Origin of the sequence: Trinickia sp., assembly GCF_051953955.1 — a bacterium.
Lineage (GTDB): Bacteria > Pseudomonadota > Gammaproteobacteria > Burkholderiales > Burkholderiaceae > Trinickia.
In genome coordinates, this window is the sequence record NZ_JBQCIF010000096.1 from 49,555 (window position 1) to 70,765 (window position 21,211).

Annotated in this window: 21 protein-coding genes; 10 read left to right on the top strand and 11 right to left on the bottom strand. The window is 64.6% G+C overall.

Annotated elements, in window-relative coordinates:
* Positions 1–11: 11 nt before the first annotated feature.
* The gene (locus ACTHNZ_RS18860; protein WP_440544077.1) at positions 12–800 is read right to left on the bottom strand and encodes an alpha/beta fold hydrolase; all 789 of its coding nucleotides are present in this window, start codon (positions 798–800) and stop codon (positions 12–14) included.
* Positions 797–1,837: a M14 family zinc carboxypeptidase gene (locus ACTHNZ_RS18865; RefSeq protein ID WP_440544078.1), complete on the bottom strand. Its 1,041-nt coding sequence runs from the start codon at positions 1,835–1,837 to the stop codon at positions 797–799. Before ACTHNZ_RS18865 ends, ACTHNZ_RS18860 begins: the two co-directional genes overlap by 4 nt.
* Before the next feature lie 278 nt (positions 1,838–2,115).
* On the opposite strand from ACTHNZ_RS18865, the gene gabT reads away from it, so the two are divergent.
* The 6 genes from gabT to ACTHNZ_RS18895 all read left to right on the top strand — a co-directional run bounded on the left by gabT (position 2,116) and on the right by ACTHNZ_RS18895 (position 8,443).
* Positions 2,116–3,399, top strand: a complete 1,284-nt coding sequence (gene gabT, locus ACTHNZ_RS18870) for a 4-aminobutyrate--2-oxoglutarate transaminase (protein ID WP_440544079.1) — start codon at positions 2,116–2,118, stop codon at positions 3,397–3,399.
* 140 nt (positions 3,400–3,539) lie between these two features.
* Positions 3,540–5,009 (top strand): NADP-dependent succinate-semialdehyde dehydrogenase, encoded by a 1,470-nt coding sequence (gabD, locus tag ACTHNZ_RS18875; RefSeq protein ID WP_440544080.1) that lies wholly within the window; start codon positions 3,540–3,542, stop codon positions 5,007–5,009.
* Between the two features lie 349 nt (positions 5,010–5,358).
* On the top strand, positions 5,359–6,129 hold the full coding sequence (locus ACTHNZ_RS18880) for an ABC transporter substrate-binding protein (protein ID WP_440544081.1): 771 nt from the start codon (positions 5,359–5,361) through the stop codon (positions 6,127–6,129).
* Positions 6,130–6,312: 183 nt separating this feature from the next.
* Positions 6,313–7,428, top strand: a complete 1,116-nt coding sequence (locus ACTHNZ_RS18885; protein WP_440544082.1) for a succinylglutamate desuccinylase/aspartoacylase family protein — start codon at positions 6,313–6,315, stop codon at positions 7,426–7,428.
* Between the two features lie 207 nt (positions 7,429–7,635).
* Complete coding sequence (locus ACTHNZ_RS18890; RefSeq protein WP_440544083.1) at positions 7,636–7,890, top strand: DUF2866 domain-containing protein; 255 nt, start codon at positions 7,636–7,638, stop codon at positions 7,888–7,890.
* A 142-nt stretch (positions 7,891–8,032) separates the two neighbouring features.
* Positions 8,033–8,443: a DUF6232 family protein gene (locus ACTHNZ_RS18895; RefSeq protein WP_440544084.1), complete on the top strand. Its 411-nt coding sequence runs from the start codon at positions 8,033–8,035 to the stop codon at positions 8,441–8,443.
* Positions 8,444–8,501: 58 nt separating this feature from the next.
* On the opposite strand, the gene ACTHNZ_RS18900 is transcribed toward ACTHNZ_RS18895, so the two are convergent.
* Positions 8,502–10,955 (bottom strand): glycogen/starch/alpha-glucan phosphorylase, encoded by a 2,454-nt coding sequence (locus tag ACTHNZ_RS18900; RefSeq protein WP_440544086.1) that lies wholly within the window; start codon positions 10,953–10,955, stop codon positions 8,502–8,504.
* A gap of 219 nt (positions 10,956–11,174) precedes the next feature.
* Here ACTHNZ_RS18900 and ACTHNZ_RS18905 point away from each other — a divergent pair, with 219 nt between their 5' ends.
* Entirely contained in the window at positions 11,175–11,414 is a 240-nt protein-coding gene (locus tag ACTHNZ_RS18905; protein WP_440544087.1) for a hypothetical protein, read from the top strand.
* Between the two features lie 56 nt (positions 11,415–11,470).
* Here the strand turns inward: ACTHNZ_RS18905 and ACTHNZ_RS18910 are convergent, their stop codons facing one another.
* The 6 genes from ACTHNZ_RS18910 to ACTHNZ_RS18935 all read right to left on the bottom strand — a co-directional run bounded on the left by ACTHNZ_RS18910 (position 11,471) and on the right by ACTHNZ_RS18935 (position 16,428).
* Positions 11,471–12,184: a peptidoglycan DD-metalloendopeptidase family protein gene (locus ACTHNZ_RS18910; RefSeq protein WP_440544088.1), complete on the bottom strand. Its 714-nt coding sequence runs from the start codon at positions 12,182–12,184 to the stop codon at positions 11,471–11,473.
* A gap of 256 nt (positions 12,185–12,440) precedes the next feature.
* Complete coding sequence (locus ACTHNZ_RS18915; RefSeq protein WP_440544089.1) at positions 12,441–12,782, bottom strand: DUF4148 domain-containing protein; 342 nt, start codon at positions 12,780–12,782, stop codon at positions 12,441–12,443.
* A gap of 76 nt (positions 12,783–12,858) precedes the next feature.
* On the bottom strand, positions 12,859–13,017 hold the full coding sequence (locus ACTHNZ_RS18920) for a hypothetical protein (RefSeq protein ID WP_440544090.1): 159 nt from the start codon (positions 13,015–13,017) through the stop codon (positions 12,859–12,861).
* Between the two features lie 11 nt (positions 13,018–13,028).
* The gene (gene gndA / locus ACTHNZ_RS18925) at positions 13,029–14,438 is read right to left on the bottom strand and encodes an NADP-dependent phosphogluconate dehydrogenase (protein ID WP_440544091.1); all 1,410 of its coding nucleotides are present in this window, start codon (positions 14,436–14,438) and stop codon (positions 13,029–13,031) included.
* A 66-nt stretch (positions 14,439–14,504) separates the two neighbouring features.
* On the bottom strand, positions 14,505–15,407 hold the full coding sequence (locus ACTHNZ_RS18930) for an NAD-dependent protein deacetylase (RefSeq protein WP_440544092.1): 903 nt from the start codon (positions 15,405–15,407) through the stop codon (positions 14,505–14,507).
* 124 nt (positions 15,408–15,531) lie between these two features.
* The gene (locus tag ACTHNZ_RS18935; protein ID WP_440544093.1) at positions 15,532–16,428 is read right to left on the bottom strand and encodes a LysR family transcriptional regulator; all 897 of its coding nucleotides are present in this window, start codon (positions 16,426–16,428) and stop codon (positions 15,532–15,534) included.
* 147 nt (positions 16,429–16,575) lie between these two features.
* Between ACTHNZ_RS18935 and ACTHNZ_RS18940 the strand changes: the two genes are divergently transcribed.
* Genes ACTHNZ_RS18940 through ACTHNZ_RS18950 form a run of 3 tightly spaced genes read left to right on the top strand, consistent with a single transcriptional unit; the run spans position 16,576 to position 18,715 of the window.
* The gene (locus tag ACTHNZ_RS18940; RefSeq protein WP_440544094.1) at positions 16,576–17,466 is read left to right on the top strand and encodes an MFS transporter; all 891 of its coding nucleotides are present in this window, start codon (positions 16,576–16,578) and stop codon (positions 17,464–17,466) included.
* A 14-nt stretch (positions 17,467–17,480) separates the two neighbouring features.
* Entirely contained in the window at positions 17,481–17,789 is a 309-nt protein-coding gene (locus ACTHNZ_RS18945) for a hypothetical protein (protein WP_440544095.1), read from the top strand.
* A gap of 26 nt (positions 17,790–17,815) precedes the next feature.
* Positions 17,816–18,715 carry an alpha/beta fold hydrolase gene (locus ACTHNZ_RS18950; RefSeq protein WP_440544096.1) on the top strand — a complete coding sequence of 300 codons (900 nt, stop codon included), beginning with the start codon at positions 17,816–17,818 and terminating at the stop codon, positions 18,713–18,715.
* 1 nt (position 18,716) lies between these two features.
* Here ACTHNZ_RS18950 and ACTHNZ_RS18955 read toward each other — a convergent pair whose 3' ends face one another.
* Both ACTHNZ_RS18955 and ACTHNZ_RS18960 read right to left on the bottom strand, forming a co-directional pair.
* Positions 18,717–19,403, bottom strand: a complete 687-nt coding sequence (locus tag ACTHNZ_RS18955) for a type IV pili methyl-accepting chemotaxis transducer N-terminal domain-containing protein (protein ID WP_440544097.1) — start codon at positions 19,401–19,403, stop codon at positions 18,717–18,719.
* 287 nt (positions 19,404–19,690) lie between these two features.
* Positions 19,691–21,211: M24 family metallopeptidase (locus tag ACTHNZ_RS18960; RefSeq protein ID WP_440544098.1), on the bottom strand; the 1,521-nt coding region annotated here is incomplete at its 5' end.

Genomic DNA, 21,211 nt, shown 5'->3' on the forward strand with positions numbered 1-21,211 from the left:
CCGTTGCGCGATTATGCGCTCGTCGCTTGGGTGGCGACAGCCAAGGCATTCCCCACCCATGCCGCAATCGTATCGGCCAGCCATTCGGGGTCGTCGTGGGGCAGATCGTGTCCAGCCCACGGGTGCTCGATCAACGGCACGCCCCAATGCTCCGCCAGCTTTGCGGAGCAAGCGCGATGCACGAGCGCGTCGGCATGCGACACGAGCACGAGGACAGGGCAGCGCGGCGCCAAGCGCGCCGCTTCGAAACGGGCCGCGGCCGTGAGCTGTCGCAGCGCATTGGCACGCGTCGGCGGCGCGCTTTCGTAAATGGCGGTCCAGGCCTCGAGGTCCGCCTCGCGCTCGTCCACACGGCGGCACGTCAATGCGTGAATCGCGCGCTCGGCCTCGCGTCGCGCGCCGGCGTGCCAGCACCCGGCCGCCCGCGCCACCAACGGCCACGCGCCGGGCCGCAAGCGCTCGAATGCGGTGCTGCACCGGCGCAGGCTCGTATTGATGAGCACGAGCCGCTCGACCTCGAGCGGAAAGCGCTGTGCCCAATCGACGGCCACCATCGCACCGAGCGAAAGCGCGACGAAGCGATACGGCGGCACGTGCCCATCCCGCGCGAGGTGCGCACGCAAGCACTGCGTCGTCTCGGCGATGCTCGCCGGCGCGCGCTCGCCGGCGTTGCGCCCGCTGCCGGGCAGATCGGGGCATAGGATGTCGCCGCTCAAGCCACGCGCCCGCAGCCACTCGGGCAGTTGCCCCCAATGTCTCGCCTCGCGCGTCAAGCCGCGCAGCAAGATCCATGCGCTCATGCCCGCGGCCTCCGATACCAATACTCCACTGCGCGCGTCATGAGGACGTCGCGGCTCGCACCGCTCGGCAGCCACCGCCGCGACGCATAGGCGGCGCGCGCGAGGAAGTCGAGCAGGTTCGTGTGCCGGCGCAGCACGCGCTCGGTGCGATGGGCCTTGATCGGATTGAACATCCCTTCGCGCCGCAATATCTGCAGCGGGTTCTTCTTGATCCACAGCCACGAACCGAGCTCGAGCGTCAGCGGCAGGAAGATCGACGAGGCGCGGCACTTGTCGTACGCGTAGTCCCATAGGTCGCCGTGCGCGAGGTATTGCATGCTCTGCGGCTCGAAGAGATAGCCGTGGTGCGGATGCGCCTGTTCGAACATCGCCTTGAGCAGGAACATCTCGGGCAAGTGGCCGATGTGCCTCGTCGACTTCGCGTAAGGAAACCAGATGCTGTCGCGAAAGCCGTAGCCCGAATGGCAATCGAGCGCAAGGCTCAGCGGGCGCGCGAGCAACTCGTCCTCGACCACGCGCAGCAGCGTCGCCGCCTCGAGCTCCATCGGCGCCCCCGTCGCGCCGCGATACCACGGCAGCCAAGGGCCGAGGCGCTGGCCGCCGGCCAAGAACGGCACGCGCCCCTCGGCGTTTTGCGGGGCATTGCGCATGAGGTCGACACCGTTCGGATTCGAGCGCCGCATGGCCCACATGCCGCCGGGATTGACGATCGGCATGAACACGAGCCGAACCGAGCGCAACTGCTCCTGCAGCAACTCGTCCCACTCGAGGCGAGCGACGAGCGAACGCATGTAGTCGAGCAGCAGCCGCGTGCCGATCCGCTCCAAGCCGTGAATGCCCGCGAAAAAGCCGATGGCCGGCGCCTGCGGGTCGAGCGAGCCGAGCGTGGCGACATAGATCGGGAAAACGCGCCCGAGCGTCGTCACTTCGCAGGCGACGCGCACGATCATCTGGCGGCTGCCCGCATCGAGTATCGCTTTGAGCTCTTCGTATTCGGCGAAGGTGGTCTCGGGCAACGAAGGAAGAACGGCGGTCATCGCTTGCCACCCGAGCGTATATCGGTGAAGGAAGGTCCGCCCCTGCGGGCGACTTCCCCAATATAGGCCGTTTTGAACGGTTTTCGGTGCGCCTTGCGCACGTTTTTCTCGATGCCGTGCGCACGGCATCGCCTACGGCCACTCAATAAGTGGCTCCATCGCTGCGGCAGAAATGGCTCTGAAGCTAAGAGCCAAAGCTGGCTATAGTCGCCCTACCGCGTCGGCCGAAACGAGCGCCGACCCTGCCCCCGTCGATCCGGCAAGCCAAGGAGAACAGCGTGAACAATTCCGATCTGCAGACCCGCAAGAACGCCGCGACGCCGCGCGGCGTCGGCGTGATGTGCGACTTCTACGCCGCGCGTGCCGAAAACGCGGAACTATGGGACGTCGAAGGCCGCCGCTTCATCGATTTCGCCGCCGGCATCGCGGTCGTGAACACGGGCCACCGCCATCCGCGCATCGTCGCCGCCATTCGCGACCAGTTGGATCGGTTCACGCATACGGCCTACCAAGTCGTGCCCTACGCATCCTACGTCGAGCTTGCCGAAAAGATCAACGCCCGCGCGCCTGGCGCCTTTCCGAAGAAAACGGCTTTCTTCACGACGGGCGCCGAGGCCGTTGAAAACGCGGTCAAGATCGCCCGCGCCGCAACGGGCCGGCCCGGCGTGATCGCCTTCGCCGGCGGCTTCCACGGACGCACGTTGATGGGGATGGCGCTCACGGGCAAAGTCGCGCCCTACAAGGCCGGCTTCGGTCCGTTCCCGTCCGACGTCCATCACGCGCCGTTCCCGAATCGCGTGCACGGCATCACGACGGCCGATTCGCTGCGCGCCATCGAAACGCTGTTGAAAGCCGATATCGAGCCGTCCCGCGTCGCCGCGATCATCTTCGAGCCCGTGCAAGGCGAAGGCGGCTTTTACGTCGCCCCGCCCGAGTTCGTGCGCGCGCTGCGCCAGATCTGCGACGAGCACGGCATCGTCCTCATCGCCGACGAAGTCCAAACGGGCTTCGCCCGCACCGGCAAACTGTTTGCGATGGAGCACTACGACGTCGCGCCCGATCTGATCACGATGGCCAAGAGCTTGGCGGGCGGGATGCCGCTCTCGGGCGTCGTCGGCCGGGCCGATCTCATGGATGCCGCGGCGCCCGGCGGCCTCGGTGGCACCTACGCCGGCAACCCGCTGGCCGTGGCCTCGGCGCATGCGGTGCTCGACGTCATCGACGAAGAGCGGCTGTGCGAGCGAGCGCTTCAGTTGGGCGACCAGATCAGGGCGCGCCTGGAGGCGTTGCGCGGCGACGTCCCTCAACTGGCCGACGTGCGCGGCCCGGGCGCGATGGTTGCGGCGGAATTTCTCGAGCCGGGCACGCGCACGCCCGATGCCGCGTTCGTCAAACGCGTGCAAGCGCGCGCGCTCGAGCGCGGCCTGCTGCTGCTCGTCTGCGGCACCTACGGCAACGTCATCCGCTTCCTGTTTCCTCTCACCATCGAAACGGCCGTGTTCGACGAAGCGCTCGGGCTGCTCGAAGAAGCGTTGAAGGAAAGCGTCGGCGCGTTGGCGTAAGCTGGCTGTTTCCGCCTCCCGTTCGCATGCGGCGATAGCACCACGCCGGCGAACGGGGGCGGACGGTCATCGGTGGCAATCAATTGGGCATCGCCTCGTCATTCTCGTCGCGAGTCGCGGATGCCGCTGGAGTTCACGACATGCAGAACCTAGAATCGATCGATCTGAAAGACCCGTCGCTGCTGCGAACGAAAGCCTTCATCGCAGGAAGCTGGCAAGACGCCGACGGCGGCTCCACGTTCGAAGTGCGCAATCCGGCCACGGGCCGCGTGCTGGCGCAGGTACCGCAGATGGGTGCCGCCGAAACGCGCCGCGCGATCGAGGCGGCGAATGCGGCCTGGGCCGGCTGGCGGGCGCAAACGGCCAAGGCGCGCGCAGCCGTTCTGCGCAAATGGTACGAGCTGATGCTCGCCAACGCCGACGACCTGGCGGCGATCATGACGGCCGAGCAGGGCAAGCCGCTCGCCGAAGCCAAGGGCGAGATCCAGTACGCAGCTTCGTTCCTCGAATGGTTCGCGGAAGAAGGCAAGCGCGTCTATGGCGACACGATCCCGAGCCCGGCGGGCGACCGGCGGCTCGTCGTCGTCAAGGAGCCGATCGGCGTTTGCGCCGCCATCACGCCCTGGAACTTCCCGGCCGCGATGATCACGCGCAAGGTCGGCCCGGCCCTGGCGGCCGGTTGCCCGATGGTCGTCAAGCCCGCCGAAGCGACACCGCTGTCGGCGCTGGCACTCGCCTCGCTGGCCGAACGAGCAGGCGTGCCCGCCGGCGTCTTCAGCGTGGTAACGGGCGATCCGAAGGCGATCGGTGCCGAGATGACGGGCAATGCGCTGGTGCGCAAGCTTTCTTTCACCGGGTCGACGGGCGTGGGCCGGCTGTTGATGTCGCAATGCGCGCCGACGATCAAGAAGCTCTCGCTCGAATTGGGCGGCAACGCGCCGTTCATCGTGTTCGACGACGCCGACCTCGATGCGGCCGTCACGGGCGCGATCGCCTCGAAATACCGCAACAGCGGGCAAACGTGCGTTTGCGCAAACCGTATCTACGTCCATGAAAAAGTCTACGATGCCTTCGCCGAAAAGCTCGGGGCTGCCGTCGCCGAGCAATTGAAGGTGGGCCGCGGCACCGAAGCCGGCGTGACGCTGGGGCCGCTCATCAACGAAGCGGCCCTGCTGAAGGTCGAAACGCACATCGCCGATGCCGTCTCGAAGGGGGCGCGCGTCGTGGCGGGCGGCAAGCGCCATGCACTCGGCCACAATTTCTTCGAGCCCACCATCCTCACGAACGTCACGTCTTCGATGAAAATCGCGAAGGAAGAGACGTTCGGACCCGTCGCGCCGCTGTTCAAGTTCTCGAGCGACGAGGAAGTGGTACGCATGGCCAACGATACGGAGTTCGGCCTCGCAGCCTACTTCTACAGCCGCGACATCGGCCGCGTCTGGCGCGTGGCCGAAGCGCTCGAATACGGGATGGTCGGTATCAACACGGGCCTCATTTCGAACGAGGTCGCGCCATTCGGCGGCGTCAAGCAATCGGGCCTCGGGCGCGAAGGGTCGCACTACGGCATCGACGAATACGTCGTCATCAAGTACCTGTGCATGGGGATTTGAGTCGAATTGCGATTGGAGGGCGTCGATTTATTTCCAAATTGGAAATAATCCCTCCGATCGGGAACATGTAGCTCGCTCAATTGACAATTGGCGCTAGAGGATTGCAACGTTGACAAACAGCGCGATTCGATATCTCGGCCCCTGCCGTAGATTCCGCGCTTTTCGAGATATTGCTTTTGGAAGCCATCCGGTGTTTTACTAGCAGCGCTTTTATTTTGGCGCGGTATGCTGTGCGCCGCGCTGCCGGCCTACGGCAGCCAGGAAAACCACCGGCCGCCTGCCACAAGCTGCGGCACCCCGATCGGACAACCACCGCTTCGGGGTCGATCGAACTACTCGAGGAGTCAACGTGAAAAAATTGTTAGCCGCCGTGACCATCGCCACGCTCGCCGCATCGGCAGGCGTGGCGCAAGCGAAAGACTGGAAGCAGATTCGTATCGGTGTCGACGCGAGCTACGCCCCCTTCGAATCGAAAGCTTCCGACGGCAAGCTCGTCGGCTTCGATATCGACCTCGGGAACGAGATCTGCAAACGCCTGCATGCGAAATGCGTTTGGGTCGAAAACGACTTCGATGGCATGATTCCGGGCCTGAAGGCCAAGAAGTTCGACGGCGTGCTGTCGTCGATGACGATCACGCCTGAGCGCGAGAAGCAAATCGCCTTCTCGAAGCCGCTGTTCGACACGCCGACGGCCCTCGTCGCGAAGAAGGGCTCGGGCCTGCTGCCGACGGCCGAATCGCTGAAGGGCAAGTCGGTCGGCGTCGAGCAAGGCACGATCCAAGAAACGTATGCGAAAGAGCACTGGGAAAAGGCCGGCGTCAAGGTCGTCGCCTATCAGAACCAAGACCAGGTCTACCAAGACTTGATCTCGGGCCGTCTCGACGCAGCGTTGCAAGACAAGGTGCAAGCCGACCTCGGCTTCCTGAAGCAACCGCGCGGCGCGCAATTCCAGCAAGTCGGCGATTCGATCCCGAGCGGCGCTGCGGCCATGGGGCTGCGCAAGGACGACACGGATCTGAAGGCGGACGTCGACAAGGCGATCGACGGCATGATGAAGGACGGCACCTACAAGAAGCTCGAGAAGAAGTACTTCGACTTCGACGTCGCCCCGAAGGGCTGATCGTCGGCCGGGCTCGAGCGCCCGGTGCTTCGAAATCAAAGGCTCCGGCGCCAAACCGGAGCCTTTTTTATATTTCGTGTCGCCGACAGAACATTAAGCTTCGAACGGCACGCACTCGCCGACGTACAATCGAACACCATCGACTCGTTTCGCGGCGCGCAGGAACGGCGCTCGATCACCGTTATGCAGAAGAAAACCCATCCGCTGATTTCTCCGGCGCTCGGCACCGAGCGCATATTGACGAGCTTTCATTACGGCCCCGCGGGCGGGCAAAAAGTTTACGTCCAATCGTCGCTGCATGCGGACGAACTGCCGGGCATGCTCGTCGCCTGGGAATTGCGCCGCAAGCTGGCCGCGCTCGAAGCCGCGGGCAAGCTGCGCGCCGAGATCGTCGTCGTGCCGGTCGCCAATCCGATTGGACTCAATCAGCACGTCCTGGGACAGATGATCGGCCGCTTCGAAACGAACACGGCGACGAACTTCAACCGCAATTTCCACGATCTCGCCGCCCTCGTGCTGCCGAGCATCGAAGGCCGCTTGACGGACGATGCCGATGCGAACCTGCGCACCGTGCGGGCATCCATGCGCGAAGCGCTCGACGCACAAGTGCCGCGCACCGAGCTCGAATCGCAGCGGCTTGCGCTGCAGCGGCTGTCTTTCGACGCCGACATCGTGCTCGATCTGCATTGCGATTTCGAAGGCGCGATGCACGTCTACACGAACCCCGACCTATGGGCCGACGTGGAGCCGCTCGCACGGTATCTCGATGCCAAAGCCTCTCTGCTCGCGCTCAATTCGATCGGCAATCCGTTCGACGAAATCCACAGTTTCTGCTGGTCGGAACTGCGAGCGCGCTTCGGCCAACGCTTCCCGATTCCGAATGGCTCGATTTCGGTGACGGTCGAATTGCGCGGCCAAGCCGACGTTTCGTATGCACACGCCGAGCACGACTCCCAGGCGATCGTCGAATATTTGACGCAGCGCGGGCTCATCGAAGGCACGCCGGCGCACCTGCCTCCGCTCGCGTTCCCCGCCACGCCGTTGGCGGGGACGGAGCCGTTGATCGCGCCGATTTCCGGCGTGCTCGTGTTCCGCACGCCGGCCGGGATTTGGATCGAGAAAGGGCAGGACATCGCCGATATCGTCGATCCGCTGACCGATCGCGTCGAAACGGTGCGAGCCGGCACGTCCGGGGTCCTCTACGCGCGCCATCGCACGCGGTTCGCCACTGCCGGCATGGAAGTGGCCCGCATCGCCGGCGCGACGCCTCAGCGCAGCGGCTCCCTGCTGTCGGCCTGAGCTCGGTCGGCCCGTCGCTTTTCGCCCGCACGCCCGCGCCAAGCGGGCGTTCGTCTTTTTTCGCCCTCTTAAGTTTGGCTTAATCTTGGGCTGCGACCATGCGTTCCATACCACCCCTGTTGAGCCGCCGGAGCATCGGCGGCGTTTTTTTGTTCCCCTACGCGTGGCGGCCGCACGGCCCGTGCGGTGCCGTAACTGGAAACGGCGATGATCGAAGATACGGTGTTCAAGCATCTACGCACGATGCTCAAGCGCGAGCATGCGCTACCGGTCCAAAGCTGCCGCGTGTCGATGCCCGTGCAGCGGCCATGGGGGCGAACCTACCGGCTCGTCGAATGGACCATGTATAAGGATGCCCCTTCATACCGCTGCGTCGTCCCGGCCGAGTACACCGATACCGATATCGCTCGCCTCGTGGCCACGCACGTTCCAGGGCGCGTCTACGCCGACGAAGTCTGCTGATCGCAGCGTCTGCCGATCGTCGCCTCACGTCCGGGTGGTCGGTTGCCCCCTAGGGAAGGCACTGCGACGCCGTGCCCGATGACGCGTTGGCCCATTCTCTGCTAGGCTGGCGCATCGATCACCTCAATTCCAACGTTTCTCGATGGACAATACCTTCAACGAGCGTGGCGTCATGATCACGCGCAACGGGCTGAGCGCGGGCGGCCAGATCTTTTCGTTGCGCGAAATCCAGAACGCACGCGTCGAGACGATACAAAAGAATAGACTGCTGCCGCTCTCCCTTTCGCTGGCCGGCGCGGCCGGCGCGATCGGCGGTGCGTTTTGGCGCTCGGGTGCCGCATTGACGCTCGGCGTGATGTTCATCGTCGTCGGCCTCCTCGCATGGACGACGCAGGACATCATGCACCGGCTCATGGTGTCGACGCAAAGTGGCGATCGCGAAGCATTGACGAGCCCCGATCTCGATTTCGTCAAACGCGTCGAGCAAGCACTGAAAAGCGCGCTGGCGTCGACGCACGGCACGGCCAAGAGCACGACCACGGCGGCCCAGTAACCTCGCTCCGGCACGCCCGCCGCCGGCAAGCGGCGGGACCTCGCTCGTTCGAGTTCGTTCAATCCAGCAGCAAAGGCTTCACGCGCCAGATGTTCCGCGCGTACTCGTCGATGGTCCTATCGGACGAGAACCGCCCCATCCCCGCCACGTTCTCGATCGCACTCGCCGTCCATGCGCGCGGGTCGCGAAAACGCGCGTCGACGGCATCCTGCGCGGCCGCGAATGCGGCGAAATCGGCCAGCACCATATAGTGGTCGCCCCAATCGACGAGCGTATGAAAGATGTCGGAAAAGCGATGCGGGTCGCCGTCGGCGAAATACCCGGTGCGGATTTGTTCGAGGGCGAGCCGCAATTCCGGATCGCGCTCGTAAATCTCGCGCGGACGATAGCCGCTGGCGCGCAGTTCGCTGACGCCATCGGCCGTGAGCCCGAAGATGAACATGTTCTCTTGCCCCACCGCTTCGCAAATCTCGATGTTGGCCCCATCCATCGTTCCGATCGTCAATGCGCCGTTCAGCGCGAGCTTCATGTTCCCAGTGCCCGAGGCCTCCGTGCCCGCCATCGAAATCTGCTCCGACAAATCGGCGGCAGGAATCATGAGCTCGGCCACGCTGACGCCGTAATTCGGCACGAACACGACTTTCAATCGATCGCCGACGACAGGGTCGTTGTTGATCTTTTCGCTGACGTCGCCGATGAGCTTGATGATCGTCTTCGCCATCTTGTAAGCCGACGCCGCCTTGCCCGCGAAGATGACGACACGGGGCACCCAATCGTCGTTCGGCCGCGCGCGGATGCGGTTGTAGCGGACGATCACGTGCAGCACGTTCAGCAATTGCCGCTTGTACTCGTGAATTCGCTTGACCTGCAGATCGAACAGCGCGTCCGGATGGATCGTGCAGCCTGTCTCGTGCAGTAGCCGCTGCGCAAGCCGGATCTTGTTGCGCCGCTTCGCCGCGCGAAACTCCGACGTGAAGCTCGGGTCGTCCTTGAGAGGACGCAGCTTCGCGAGCTCGAACAAGTCCGTGCGCCAACGCTTGCCGATATGCGTGTCGATCAGCTTCGACAGCGGCTGATTCGCCTGCGAGAGCCAGCGCCGCGGCGTGATGCCGTTCGTCACGTTCGTGAATCGCTCGGGGAAGACCCGCGCGAATTCGCTGAAGAACTCGCGTTCCATCAATTGCGAATGGAGTTGCGAAACGCCGTTGACCTTCTGGCTCGCGACGATCGCCAGGTGCGCCATGCGCACGCGCCGCTGCCCGTATTCATCGACGAGCGACACGCGGCGAATGACGTCGATGTCATGCCCGAAATGCTCGCTCGCGTCCTTCAGGAAACCCGCATTGATCTCGAAGATGATTTCGAGGTGCCGCGGCAACAAGCGCGCGAGCATATCCACGTCCCACGTTTCGAGCGCCTCGGGCATCAACGTGTGGTTCGTATAGGAAAACACCTGCTGCGCCATCTTCCACGCGCGGTCCCACGGCACGTGATGGACGTCGACGAGCAGGCGCATGAGCTCGGGAATCGCGAGCACGGGGTGCGTATCGTTCAGATGGATCGCGACTTTCTCGGCGAAGCGCCCGAAGGTGCTGTGCGTGCGCTGATAGCGGCGAATGAGATCCTGCATCGTCGCGGACACGAAGAAGTACTCCTGACGCAGCCGTAGCTCGCGGCCGGCCGGGGTCGAGTCGTCGGGATAGAGCAAGCGGGACACGTTCTCGGAGTGCTCTTTCGTCTCCACGGCTCTGCGATAGTCGCCCTGGTTGAAAGCCGACAGATCGAGTTCCTCCGTCGCGCGCGCGGACCAGAGCCGCAACGTATTCGTCGCGCTCGTGCCGAAGCCGGGAATCACCGTATCGAACGCCATCGCATTGACGTGCTGTGTGTCGACCCATTCGGTGTGTCCATCCCTCCCGATCGTCCGTCCGCCGAAGTGAACGACGTACTCGACCTCGGGGCGCGGAAACTCCCAAGGGTTGCCGGCTCGCAGCCAATAATCGGGCGTTTCGACCTGCTCGCCCTGAACAATCTGCTGACGGAACATGCCGTAGTCGTACCGAATGCCGTAGCCGAACCCGGGAATGGCAAGCGTTGCCATCGAATCGAGAAAGCAAGCCGCCAGCCGCCCGAGGCCGCCGTTGCCGAGCGCGGCGTCGGGCTCGAGATTGGTGACGGCTTCCATGTCGACACCGAGGCTCGCCAGCGCTTCTTTCATTTCGTCGTAAATGCCGAGCGCGAGCAACGCATTCGTGAACGTGCGGCCGATGAGGAATTCCATCGACAAGTAGTAGACGCGCTTGACGTCTTGCTCGTACTGCTGGCGGGTGGTTTTCATCCAGCGGGCGACGAGCCGGTCGCGCACGGCAAGCGCCGCGGCGTTGAGCCAGTCTTGCGGCCTGGCCGCGACGGCGTCTTTGCCGACGCCGTACATCAACCGGTTGGAGATGGAGCGCTTGAGCGCATCGACGGTACTGTTGAGCTGGTCGAATTCCAGATCGACGGCTGTCATCGAGTTCCTCCTCAGGCAAAGAGCGGCATGCGCCTTGCTGACGCGCGGGCCCCCAGACACCTACCGCGGGAATGGTCAGGTTACGCCATTTCGGGCGGACGCGAACCCAGCGTTTGCAAGGAAACGCTCGGAGCGCTCGCCCCTTTCAAGCAGCCGACGTTGGCGCGCCGATGGGCACCGCCTACTATGGAACGATAGTCGGCGATCATCGGAGTCGATATGACAACCCAAACGAACATCCATACGGTCATCGGCATGCTTCACGCGCAGGAGTTACTGACGCTTTCGGTCATCCGCGCACTACCGCCCGACACGCGATGCCGAATCGCCGACGAACTGAAAGCGCATGCCGAGCTCGCGACGCAGCCCCAACCGAGCGTATCGGGCGAGCGCGACACGCTCGAAGCGTTCCGGACTCACGTGAAGCGGCTCTCGATCCTGCTCGCGTCGGTGTCGTAGATCGGCCGGCCGCCGTCCCTGGGGCAGCACGCACGATGCCAGACGAGGCGAGTGTGTCAGCGAGGCAAATAGGCGAGCGGATCGACGCTCTTGCCCGCATGACGGATTTCGAATTCGAGCGTGCCTCTGCCGGAGGCGTCGGTGCCCATCTGTGCGATGGGCTGCCCCTTCTTGACCGTGTCGCCCTCCTTCACGAGGACGTCGCCGTTCACCGCATAGCCGGTCACGACGTCGCCGCCGTGTTTGACGACGACGAGCGACTTGTACTGATCGATGCCGGTGCCGACATAGATGACCGTGCCGTCGGCGGATGCTTTGACGGCTTCGTCGGGCCGTCCGGCGATGACGATGCCTTTGACGTTGCCCGCATCGGTCAGCCTGGTCACCTGACCATAAGCAGGCCATGCGGGACGCACGACGACGATGCCTTGGCCTTCGTTCCCCGACGCATTCACCCCGGGCTGCGGCGCGACGCGCAGCACCTGCCCCGGCACCAACATTGCCGTGCGCGGTATGTTGTTCCATGCGGCAACGTCGTCCACGCGTTGACCGAACGCGGCCGCGATGCCGGGCAGCGTATCGTCGGGATTGACGCGATAAAAGCCCGCCGGCACACGCGCCGGCTGGGAAGGCTGAGCTTGCGACGAAAACGGCGACTGGGCGAACCAATCGCCGCTCGCGCAGCCTCCGAGAAACGTCGCGCCGGCCAATGCCAGCGCGGTGTGCGCCCATGCTAGGCGCGGTCGTGCAGGAATGCGTACCTTCTTCACCCTCGGCCCTCGATCGATGCGATATTGCCTTTTGATCCCGAGCCGCTGGCTAGCCTGACAAACAGCTTGCGCGACGGATCGGGCGCCTGTCGTTCTTACGATCGTACTAGCCGAACATCGTACACGACCCGGGGAGCCAAAACGAAACTGGCCCGCGCCCCCTTGCGGGAGCGGCGAGCCAGCGGGTCTTGCCAAACGATCGCTACCGTGTGACCGAGCGGCCCCGGTCGCGTTCCGTTTCTCCCATCAGGCGGCCTCAGTGACCCAGATACAGCGAGTCGGACTGCGATTGCATGCCGCCCATGTTGGCCGGACGAGCCGGCGCGACCTGCACCGCCGCTGCACCGGACTGCGACGTACCGGCGGCGACGCCGCCGTAGCCTTGCTGCGCATTCACGCGCTGCTCAGCCGCTTGGATGTCGTCCGGGTAATACGGGTCTTGGCCGACCGGGCGATAGCCCGCCTGCTCGACGTTGATGAGGTCTTGACGCACCTGCGAGCGCGTCACAGGGCCGTTGTCCGGAGACGTTTGAGCGAACGAAGCGAGCGGGATCGACAAGGCGGAAGCGGCAACCATTGCGTACACGAGTGATTTCATGATCAACCTCCGAAACTGTGATTCGCCGCATGCGGAAGTGCCGCAGCGATTAATCACAGTCTATTCACTCTAGCATCTAGGGAAAACCACTAATTTGACGAAATTGAATTTCGATAGGAGCAACAATCACCGATTGTTTCGCCTCGTTAGATTCGTAAATGACATCAATTGCTCGTTTTTTGCGCACAATCGGGCGCCCAATGGCGGCATTGTCGCGTGCAGCGAGGCCATTCATATGAATAAAGCCTACCCCCACGTCGCGTGGAAACTGCCCGCGCGATCGATGCGCTCGAACGTATGAGCCCCGAAGAAATCGCGCTGCGCCTGGACGAGGTTTGCCGGTAGCCGCTCCGACCGATAAGCGTCGAAATAGGCAATGGCCGAAGCGAACGCGGGCACGGGCACGCCGGCCGTGACCGCCGCGGTGACGATCTCGCGCAGCGACGCCTGATACTGTTCCGAAATCGAGCGGAAGTGCGGGTCGAGCAGCAAGTTGGCGAGCTGCGGATCGTGCGTGTAGGCGTCCGTGATCTTCTGGAGGAATCGCGCCCGGATGATGCAGCCCGCCCTGAATATCTTGGCGATCCCGCCGAAATCGAGGCCCCATTGATATTCCTCAGAAGCCGCCCGCAGTTGCGCGAAACCTTGCGCATAAGAGATGACTTTGCTCAGATAGAGCGCGCGGCGCACGGCTTCGACGAACGCGGCCCGGTCGCCCGTGAACGGCTTGGCTGGCGGCCCCGATAGCAGTTTGCTTGCTGCGACGCGCTCGGTTTTCAGCGACGAAAGCACGCGCGCGAAAACCGACTCGGTGATGAGCGGCAGCGGTACGCCGAGATCGAGCGCGTTCTGGCTCGTCCACTTGCCGGTCCCCTTTTGCGCGGCGCGATCGAGGATCACGTCGACGAGGTCCTTTCCGGTTTCCTCGTCCCGCTTGCCGAAGATCTTGGCCGTGATGTCGATCAAGTAGCTGTCGAGCTCACCCGCGTTCCACTCCGTATAGACCTTCTCCAACTCGGGGTTCGTGAGCCCCGCCACCTGTTTGAGCACCCCATAGCTTTCGGCGATCAGCTGCATGTCGCCATATTCGATGCCGTTGTGCACCATCTTCACGAAGTGGCCGGCACCGTCGGGGCCGATATAGGCCACGCACGGCTCACCATCCGGCGCTTTGGCGGCGATCTGCGTCAAGATCGGAGCGACGAGGTCATAGGCGTCGCGCGGGCCGCCCGGCATGATGGCGGGGCCTTTGAGCGCGCCCTCCTCGCCGCCGGACACCCCCGTGCCGATGAAATGCAGTCCAGCCTGGGCCAGTTCCTGGTTGCGGCGAATCGTATCGGTGAAATGCGTGTTGCCACCGTCGATCAGCACGTCGCCCTCATCGAGCAGCGGCTTCAACGCTGCGATCGTCGCGTCGGTCGGCGCGCCGGCCTTGACCATCAGCAAAATGCGCCGCGGCTTTTCGAGCGATTCGACGAACTGCTCGAGCGTATGCGCCGGCACGAGCTTGCGATCGGGAAACTCCGCCACGAGTTCGTCCGTCTTCTCGCGGCTGCGGTTGTACACGGCCACGGCATAACCGCGGCTTTCGATATTGAGTGCGAGATTGCGGCCCATCACCGCAAGTCCGACGACGCCGATGGCAGGTTTGCCCATTTGTCGAATTCTCCAAGAGGCCGGGTGCCGGCGGATCGCGCCGCGCACACCGCGACGGAACGACCGTCAACGATAAGAAACCGAAGGTACGACGCGCGCGGCCAACGCGGCCAGTGCCTCGCCGCACGGCGCCTGCACCTTCAGCGAGAACAGCGTGTCGGCACGCGTCACCCCGATGTTGATCGCGGCAATCGGCATGCCAGCCTTCGCTGCCCACATGCAAAAGCGATACCCTGAAAACACCATCAACGACGAACCGACGACGAGCATCGCATCGGCGGCTTCGAGCGCTTGGCCAGCCGCTTCCACGCGCTCGCGCGGCACGTTCTCGCCGAAGAATACGACGTCGGGCTTGAGCATGCCGCCGCAGTGCGAGCATGCCGGCACGCGAAAGACGTCGAGCGCGTCCCACTCCAGGTGCGCGTCGCCATCGGCCGAAACGGCCGCACTTGCATCGGCGAGGGCGGGATTATCGTGCAACAGCAGCGTTTGTATCGCGGCGCGCGCGTGGCGGGCACCGCAATCGAGGCAGACGACGTCGTCGATGCTGCCGTGCAGTTCGATCACGTCGGCGCTGCCCGCGCGTTGATGCAGCCCATCGACGTTTTGCGTCACGAGACGGCCGACGCGGCCCGCGGCGCCTAAGCGCGCCAGCGCCCCATGCGCCGCGTTGGGCTGCGCCTGGGCCAGCATCGGCCAGCCGACCATGCTGCGCGCCCAGTACCGGCGCCGCGCCTGCTCGGAATCGCGGAACGCCTGCCATTGAATCGGTTGCGCGCGCATCCAATCGCCGTTCAGATCGCGGTAGCCGGGAATGCCCGAGGCCACGCTCACGCCAGCGCCCGTCAAGACGAACAACCGCTCGTGCACCGCCACGAACTCGCTGAGCGCATCGATGCCCGCGGCGGCGCAGGCGCGCTCCGGAAAAGGCGGCTCAGGCAGTCGAATCGAAGCGGACGATTCGGTCATGATCGGCGGCGGCTCCTTGAACATTGACGATGCCGTGCGCAGCGGCAACGTCGCGCATTCTACGCCGATCGATGCGAATGCGTCGTCCTGGTGCACGAAGTGCGAAGGTGCGATGGGAAGCCGCTCACAACTTCTCGCCCGCGAGTCGCGCGGCCAAGAAATCGATCAACAAGCGCGTGCGTGCGGGCATCTTGCGCGTGCGCGGCCACAACGCGAATAAAGGGAGCGGTGCCGGTTCATACTCGGGCAAGACGATGCTCGCTTGGCCCGCGTTCACCGCGTCGCGAATCTGCCAGAACGCCGCTAGCCCGATCCCGAGCCCGCCCAGCACCGCGGCGTTGACGGCCGCCACCTGATCGCTTTCGAACCGCCCCGCCACCGCAACCGATACCTCGACACCCGTGCGCGCGGTGAAGCTCCAGCGATACGGATTAGGCACGCCGGTGCGAACGACGCAGGAATGCGAAGCGAGGTCTTCCGGCCGGTGCGGATGTTCGTGCGCCGCGAGATAGCCGGCGGAGGCGAACGCCACACGGCGCACGTCGGCAAGCTTTCGTGCAACCAAGCGCGAGTCCGGCGTCGTGCCGATGCGCACCGTGACGTCCGCACCGCTCGTCGCGGGATCGCTGAATTCGTCGGATAGCGTCACGGAAGCGCTCAGTTCGGGATGGCGCTTCAAAAATTCGCAGACGAGCGGCACGACGAAGCGCGGGCCGAACAGCGTCGGCACGTTCACGCGTAACCGCCCCGTCAAGCGCCGCGCATCTTCGGCAAGCTCGGTCTGCGCGATCTCGAGATCCGCGAGGATCGCCTTCACGCGGCCATAGAAGCGCTCGCCGGCATCGCTCAGGCGCGAGGTGCGCGTCGTGCGCAGCACGAGCGTGGCGCCCATCTCGCCTTCGAGCGTTTGCAATCCCCGGCTCACGGCCTGCAGCGATCGACCGAGCCGACGCGCCGCGCCCGTGAGGCTGCCCTCCTCCGCGATCGCCACGAAAGTCTCGAGTTCGCGCAACGACTGCATCGTGATTCTCCCGATTTTGTGGATTATGTTTCCATTCTTCCGCTAGTTACGTTACCGAATCGGGAGAGTAGCATCGATCGGACTCACTGCTTACTCGAGCCAAAACGCAGTCCAACCGATCGGCATCGATCGACCCGAGGTTTCGCTATGGATCTTTGCTCACAAACCGCCTCCTCCCCGCCCGCTCCCGATTCCGCCGCACCTCGCGAGGGCGTTCCCATCGGACTGTTCGCGACGCTCGTCGGCGTCACGGTGTTGCCGCTGTACGCGTCGCAAGTCATGCTCGGCGCGCTCGATGCGTCGCTGCACCTGCGCGCGTGGACGACGCTCGTCACCGCGCTGACGATGTTCGGCTATGCGGTGGGCCTCGTCGCGTTGGTTCCGCTCGTCGATCGGCTGCCGAATCGCCCGCTCATCGGCGCGACGCTCGCCGCGCAAGCCGCGTGTCTCGCCACGGCCGCGCTCGCGCCGGCACCGATCGTGTTCCTGGCTGCGTCGTTCGCGATCGGCGTCACGGCCAGCGCCATTCAAATGCTCGTGCCAGCCGCTGCGTCGCTCGTGCCGCCGCAAGCGCGCGGCGCCGTCGTCGGCAACGTCATGAGCGGCCTCATGCTCGGCATTCTGCTTTCGCGCCCGCTAGCCAGCATCGCAACGCGCGCACTCGGGTGGCGCGGCTTCTTCTTCGCCGACGCCGCCCTGCTCGCCGTCGTGGCAGCGTGCGCGGTGCCGCGCCTTCCCCCGCTCTTGCCGGTGGGCCGACCCTCGTATCGTTCGCTGATCGCCTCGCTCGGCCATCTCGCGATCTCGGTCGATACGCTGCGCCGGCACGCCCTTTATCAGGCACTCCTGATGGTCGGCTTCAACGCCTTTTGGAGCAGCATTGCCGTCGTGCTCGCGCGTGCGCCGTTCCATTGCAGCGCGACGCAAATCGCCGTTTTCGCGCTCGCGGGCGCGGGTGGCGTCGTTGCCGCGCCGATCGCGGCCATGCCCGCGCAGCCAAGCACGCGGCGCACGTCGTCGCGATCGTCGCCGCGTTAACGGCCGCATGGGCCTTGACCGCACCGGTTCCGCACGCCGCCGCAATCGTCATTGCAGCCGTCGCGGCCTTTTTGCTCGACGCCGGCGTCATCGCGGATCAAACGCTGGGCCGGCGCGCGATCAACCTGCTCGCGCCGGAATCACGCGGGCGCGTGAACGGTTTGTTCACCGGCCTGTTTTTCATCGGCGGCGCAGCCGGCGCGGCCCTATCCGGTCCGACGCTGGCTTCCGCCGGATGGCTCGGCGTGAGTGGTGTCACACTGACGGCGTTCGCTGCCGCCGCGTTGATTCATCTGATGCATCGAGATCGCACTACGACCTGACTCATCCATTTGCTCAGGAGAATGCAATGAATTGGACTCGCGCAAACATCCGCTATGAGAGCGTCGGTATCGACGGATTGGACATCTTCTACCGCGAAGCGGGTCCGCGAGATGCCCCCGTGCTGTTGCTGCTGCACGGCTTTCCTTCGTCGTCCCGGATGTACGAAACGCTGCTGCCGCCGCTCGCCGATCGCTACCGCCTCATCGCGCCCGACTACCCCGGCTTCGGTCACAGCACGGCCTTGCCGTCAAACGAGTTCGTCTATACGTTCGATCGGCTCGCGCAGGTCATGACGGCGTTCGCCGATCGGCTCGAACTCGGCCGCTTCGCGTTGTTCGTGCAGGACTACGGGGGGCCCGTAGGCTTTCGGATGGCGCAAGCCCAGCCGGAGCGCATTCGCGGAATCGTCGTGCAAAACGCCGTCGCACACGAGGAGGGGCTCGGTCCGCTATGGGCGACGCGCAAGGCATTCTGGGCCGATCGGGCTCGCCACGAGGCGGCGTTGCGCGCGAATCTGCTTTCGTTCGATGCGACGCGGCTGCGTCACGTCGGCCATACGCCGCACCCCGAGCGTTACGATCCCGACGCCTGGCACGATGAGTTCGCCTTCTTGTCGAGCCCGGGGCAAATCGACATTCAGACGGAACTCTTTTACGACTATCGAACGAACGTCGAGCGCTATCCGCAATGGCAGCAATACATGCGGGAACACCAGCCGCCGATGCTCGTCGTGTGGGGCAGGCACGATCCGTCGTTTGCGGTCGAGGGCGCGCATGCTTACCAGCGCGACGTGCCGGACGCACAAGTGCATCTGCTCGACGCGGGGCACTTCGCGCTCGACGAAGCCTGCGATGAAGTCGCCTCGCTCACGCGCAGCTTCTTGGCCTCGCTCGAGGGTGCCGCGCGTGAGCCGATCCCGCGTTAGCTCAGTGCACGCGAGGGCTTGCACCGCGCGACGTCATCACCCCGTGAACCATTCGCTCCATCTCCTTGACGATATCGGACAACAGCGACGTCACGACGGCGAACTCGCGCCCGTAGGGACCCGCGCGGCCAGCGGAGATGCGGGCATTGATCGCCACGATGTTCGCTTGCATCGATATGCGTCCGAGCTGCTCCGCTAGCTGAGCATCGCGCTTGGACGCCGCGTGCTCGACGTTGCGCATTTCGTTTTGATAAGCAAGCGTGATCTCTTGCAGCAATTGGAGCAATGGCGACGCCTGCGCGACGAGCGCGTCGGCGAATGCCTGCGCTTCGCGCTCGCTTGCCGACGTCTGCGAGACCGCATGTGTGGCATCGCCGATGAAGCGACGAATTCGTTCGTCGGCGCGATGCGAGCCGAAATAGAGTTGGCTCAGCGCATCGCAGAACACACCGGGCAGACGATCGCTGCCGTCGACGAGGTCCGCATGAGCTGCCGCGAACATCGCCAGGCACTCCTTGGCGACTTGGCTCGCTCCGGTATCGCCCTGCGCCGCGAGCAGAACATGGAGCACGATGCGTTGCGACAGCATTCGCTGACGCCCCGCGAGATTGATGAGCTCTCCAATGGTTTCGGCTGAGACATGATTCTCGAGCGCTCGGCGCACATCCTTAGATTCGTGTTTGATCATGGCAAGATGCGATCGTCGGTACGATCGCTTAGCGTGGGCCCAAGATAACTGCGCCGCAGTGCTCACGGACTGCCTGCGCGACGCTCTCGTTCGTGCGAGGACGCACGCCGGGTTACGCAATAGCCATGCCATGGGCCGCTTTCCACGCGGCCGCTTACATCACATCATTCACCGCACGATCACCGACCTCGGCCGGGCCGCGCTGCCATGCACTTGTGCGAAGCGGCTCGCTTTGGTGCGGCCGGCACCGCCAAGGGGCGCCCGCCGCAGCTGTGCGCCGCACGTCATCACAACAGCGGGCAAGCCGTCACGCTGTTGCCGAGCTCGGCGCAAAGCTGCTCGTATTCGCGCAAGTAAGCGCGCTCGCGCTCGTCGAGCATATCGACGTCGATGAGATCCCAGTCGTACCCGACCACGACGATATTCTCGAATTCGACTTTCCCTTGCTCGCTCACGCTCGGATGAATGATCACGACGTTCTCGATGCGCACGCCGCCCTTGCCCGGTACGTAGATGCCAGGCTCGACGGAAATCGCGGCACCCGGCACGAGTCCATGCTTCGAACCGGGCGCGAATCGCACGCCGCCCTCATGCACGTGAATGCCGATGCCGTGGCCCGTGCCGTGATTGAAGTCGTAGCCGCGCGCGCGGCACACGTCGCGCACCGCCTCGTCGACTTCTTCGCCCGTGAGATCCGCCGGAAACCGCGTGACGAGCCCCTTGATGCAAGCCTTGAGGGCCGTCGTATAGATCTCGCGTTGCCATGGCTGCGGCTGTGTGCCGGGCGTGCTCTTGCGCAGCACGACACGCGTGCAGTCGGTTGCGAAGCCGCCTTCGTAATAGGCACCGCTATCGAGCAGCAACAATTCACCGTCCTCGAGGACGACGTCCTTGCTTGCCGCCGCGTAGTGCGCCAACGCGCTGTTCGCGCCATAGGCGGCGATCGTGGTGAACGAAAGCCCCACCGCGCCGCGCGCGGCGTAGGCATCGTTGATTTTGCGCGCGAGATCGTATTCGGTATGCCGCTGCCCCGGCTCGCCGTATTTCGCCCAGCGCATCGTTTCCGCAATTGCGGCACTGCTGCGCGCGAACCCATCGCGCAATTGCGTCAGCACCTGCGGCGTCTTCGCCGCACGCATCGATTCCACGGGGCTGAAGCTCGAGTGGCGCGCATGCGGCCACACGCGGCTCAACGCATCGGGCATCGCACAATTGACCGAATCGGCACCGTAGCAGATATGTTCGACGTCGAACAGTGCGAGAAACCGGCCCAGCGCCGCAAAGTCGTTGCGGAAGACTTGCAGCTTCGGATAGGCCTCGAGCAAAACCGGGCAGTGCTCGCAGCCCTCGGGCAGATAGAGCGCCACTTGCTCGCCGACGACGAACAGATAGCCTAGGTGCGAGGATGCGTTGGGCATGTGATAGCCGCGGCTGTTGAGCAGGTAGCCGATGTCGTCGGCCGCGCAGGTCAGCCAGCAAACTCGGGCGCCGGCATTGCCCAGATGGCCGCGCAAGCGGTCGTTCAGCGCGGCGATGTTGCGCGCCACGGACGTGCCGGTCATCGACTCCCGCAATTCGAAGATGGGCCGGTCCACCTGCCAGCCCGGCAAGTCGATCGCGCGGTCTATCTCGCGCGCCCGGAACGCCGTCCATCGCAGCGTGCCGTGCCGCGTGTCGGCGAGCAGCCGATCGCGCTGCGCCACGCTCACGCGCTGCGCGTCGTAACCCACGGCGCGCAGCGCATCCGCGTGCGCCGAGAGCCACCCCGCCAGCGCCGACCAGATCGGCACCCCGAGCTCGAGCTTTTC

Coding starts and splice junctions, on each gene's coding strand:
- ACTHNZ_RS18860 (WP_440544077.1), bottom strand. CDS start 800: ATGAGCGCATGGATCTTGCTGCGCGGCTTGACGCGCGAGGCGAGACAT.
- ACTHNZ_RS18865 (WP_440544078.1), bottom strand. CDS start 1,837: ATGACCGCCGTTCTTCCTTCGTTGCCCGAGACCACCTTCGCCGAATAC.
- gabD (WP_440544080.1), top strand. CDS start 3,540: ATGCAGAACCTAGAATCGATCGATCTGAAAGACCCGTCGCTGCTGCGA.
- ACTHNZ_RS18885 (WP_440544082.1), top strand. CDS start 6,313: ATGCAGAAGAAAACCCATCCGCTGATTTCTCCGGCGCTCGGCACCGAG.
- ACTHNZ_RS18890 (WP_440544083.1), top strand. CDS start 7,636: ATGATCGAAGATACGGTGTTCAAGCATCTACGCACGATGCTCAAGCGC.
- ACTHNZ_RS18895 (WP_440544084.1), top strand. CDS start 8,033: ATGGACAATACCTTCAACGAGCGTGGCGTCATGATCACGCGCAACGGG.
- ACTHNZ_RS18900 (WP_440544086.1), bottom strand. CDS start 10,955: ATGACAGCCGTCGATCTGGAATTCGACCAGCTCAACAGTACCGTCGAT.
- ACTHNZ_RS18905 (WP_440544087.1), top strand. CDS start 11,175: ATGACAACCCAAACGAACATCCATACGGTCATCGGCATGCTTCACGCG.
- ACTHNZ_RS18915 (WP_440544089.1), bottom strand. CDS start 12,782: ATGAAATCACTCGTGTACGCAATGGTTGCCGCTTCCGCCTTGTCGATC.
- ACTHNZ_RS18920 (WP_440544090.1), bottom strand. CDS start 13,017: ATGAATGGCCTCGCTGCACGCGACAATGCCGCCATTGGGCGCCCGATT.
- gndA (WP_440544091.1), bottom strand. CDS start 14,438: ATGGGCAAACCTGCCATCGGCGTCGTCGGACTTGCGGTGATGGGCCGC.
- ACTHNZ_RS18930 (WP_440544092.1), bottom strand. CDS start 15,407: ATGACCGAATCGTCCGCTTCGATTCGACTGCCTGAGCCGCCTTTTCCG.
- ACTHNZ_RS18935 (WP_440544093.1), bottom strand. CDS start 16,428: ATGCAGTCGTTGCGCGAACTCGAGACTTTCGTGGCGATCGCGGAGGAG.
- ACTHNZ_RS18940 (WP_440544094.1), top strand. CDS start 16,576: ATGGATCTTTGCTCACAAACCGCCTCCTCCCCGCCCGCTCCCGATTCC.
- ACTHNZ_RS18950 (WP_440544096.1), top strand. CDS start 17,816: ATGAATTGGACTCGCGCAAACATCCGCTATGAGAGCGTCGGTATCGAC.
- ACTHNZ_RS18955 (WP_440544097.1), bottom strand. CDS start 19,403: ATGATCAAACACGAATCTAAGGATGTGCGCCGAGCGCTCGAGAATCAT.